This window comes from Rhizobium sp. 2YAF20 (assembly GCF_052114685.1).
Classification (GTDB): Bacteria; Pseudomonadota; Alphaproteobacteria; order Rhizobiales; family Rhizobiaceae; genus Rhizobium.
The window spans coordinates 1-1,613 of sequence record NZ_JBFRFF010000114.1; the positions used below are offsets into that span (position 1 = coordinate 1).

Below are 1,613 nucleotides of genomic sequence, written 5' to 3' on the forward strand. Positions count from 1 at the left end.
TGAGCGAGAGCGCCGCGGCTGATCGGAACGCCGGCCCGCTCGAATGTCTGCGCCACGCGGTAGAGCGGTGTGCCATCGACGTACTTGTGGACGAGCGCGAAGGCCAGTGTCGAGGCCGTCGCGATGCTGCCCGGCAGGGGCTGCGTCGGCATCGGTGCGATCACGACGGGCGTGGTAATCCCTGTACGATCGCAATGGCGGCAAGCGTACTTGAACCGCACATTCTGCAGGACCTTCGCCTTGACCTCGATATGGAGCTGCTCGGTAACGGCCTCGCCCATGCGATGCATTTGACTATCGCAGCATGGGCAAGCCTTCTGATCGTCGGGAAGGTCATATTCGACACGCTCACGCGGCAAGTCTTCCGGCAGAGGTCTGCGGCCGCGCTTCTTTCCCRCGGTGCTATCAACCGGCGGCAGGCCGGTGTCCGGGAGATCGACGACGTCATCGCTGTCGTCACTGTCCTCTTCGTCCGCGGCCTCTTCGGCTTCGTTGAAGAGGCGATCGATGTGCTTTTCGCTGCGCGGGGCAAAGCGATGGAGCTTTGCGAGTGCCAGCTCCTCTTCCAGCTTGACGACCCAGAGCGAGAGCGCTTCCTTCTCGGCTTTAAGCGCAGCGATTTCGGCAGCATTTGCCGCCAACTGCGCTATCAGTGCTGCAACATCAGGATCGCCAGCTCGTACCATCCGAGTCTTGAATCTGAACCGCCCCGCTGCGTCAACCGCTCAATTCGCCACCTTCAGCCGGCGATCTGATATTGCCGCACCGGATGGCGGGTCATCGCGTCGATATCGATGCCGTCGAGGATCCAATGAAGCTGTTCCGTCGTTAGCACGACGACCGGCACCTCGCGACGGGGCCACCGGAACCTGTCTTCCGTCAATTTCTTCAGGACCATCACAAAACCGGACCGATCAAAGAACAGCAGCTTCATCCGGTCGTGACGGCGATTGCAAAAGGCAAAGACCGCAGGCGCAAACGGGTCAAGCTCCATCACCTCCTGCACCAGGACCGCAAGGCTGTTGATGCCCGCGCGGAAGTCGATCGGTTCGCGATGCAGGTAGACCTTGAGATCAGCGCCCAGTCTGAACATGRCCCAACGCTCCTATGACCGCCACCAGTCCGTCGACATCGCTGCATTCCACCGTCAAGCTGACCCCGTTCGGCAGTGATGCGTCCACCTTGGCGAGAGAAGACAGCCGCGCGACCCCTTCGGGTTTCGTCATCAGCGGCTCACTTTTTGRATTAGAGCGCATATCCACGCTACCAAACTGCATTGGCAAGCTCCGATCCGGACCGACCTGAACAGAAACGAAGGCCGATGACGCAGGCACAGAACGAACCTGTTTGGCCCGCTTTACCCATTTCCGAACAAGATTGGCATTGACGCCGTGTTCAAGCGCCAGCCTTGAGACCGAAACGCCGGGTTCCAGGCACGCCGCAACAAGGCGCTCTCTCGAGACAGGGTCATATCGACGTCGACCGTCACGTCCCACAAGTCGCACCAGAAGTTTTTGAGCATCATCCATGATTTAGCGTCCACCTATTTTTGGTGGACACTTCATGCCTCAGAGCACCGCGCTTCAGAAGGTGCCTGGAAAGTCGCGCTTACG

The 1,613-nt window shown here is 59.8% G+C and carries 3 protein-coding genes; all 3 read right to left on the reverse strand.

Annotated features, from left to right (window positions below):
* Positions 1-686 (reverse strand): IS66 family transposase zinc-finger binding domain-containing protein (locus AB4Z52_RS36115; protein WP_442222598.1); only part of this gene is annotated, 686 nt, incomplete at its 3' end.
* 53 nt (positions 687-739) lie between these two features.
* Positions 740-1,093: an IS66 family insertion sequence element accessory protein TnpB gene (tnpB, locus tag AB4Z52_RS36120; protein ID WP_037069095.1), complete on the reverse strand. Its 354-nt coding sequence runs from the start codon at positions 1,091-1,093 to the stop codon at positions 740-742.
* Positions 1,074-1,532 (reverse strand): IS66-like element accessory protein TnpA, encoded by a 459-nt coding sequence (gene tnpA, locus AB4Z52_RS36125; protein ID WP_442222599.1) that lies wholly within the window; start codon positions 1,530-1,532, stop codon positions 1,074-1,076. Before tnpA ends, tnpB begins: the two co-directional genes overlap by 20 nt.
* Positions 1,533-1,613: the final 81 nt, after the last annotated feature.

Coding starts and splice junctions, on each gene's coding strand:
- tnpB (WP_037069095.1), bottom strand. CDS start 1,093: ATGTTCAGACTGGGCGCTGATCTCAAGGTCTACCTGCATCGCGAACCG.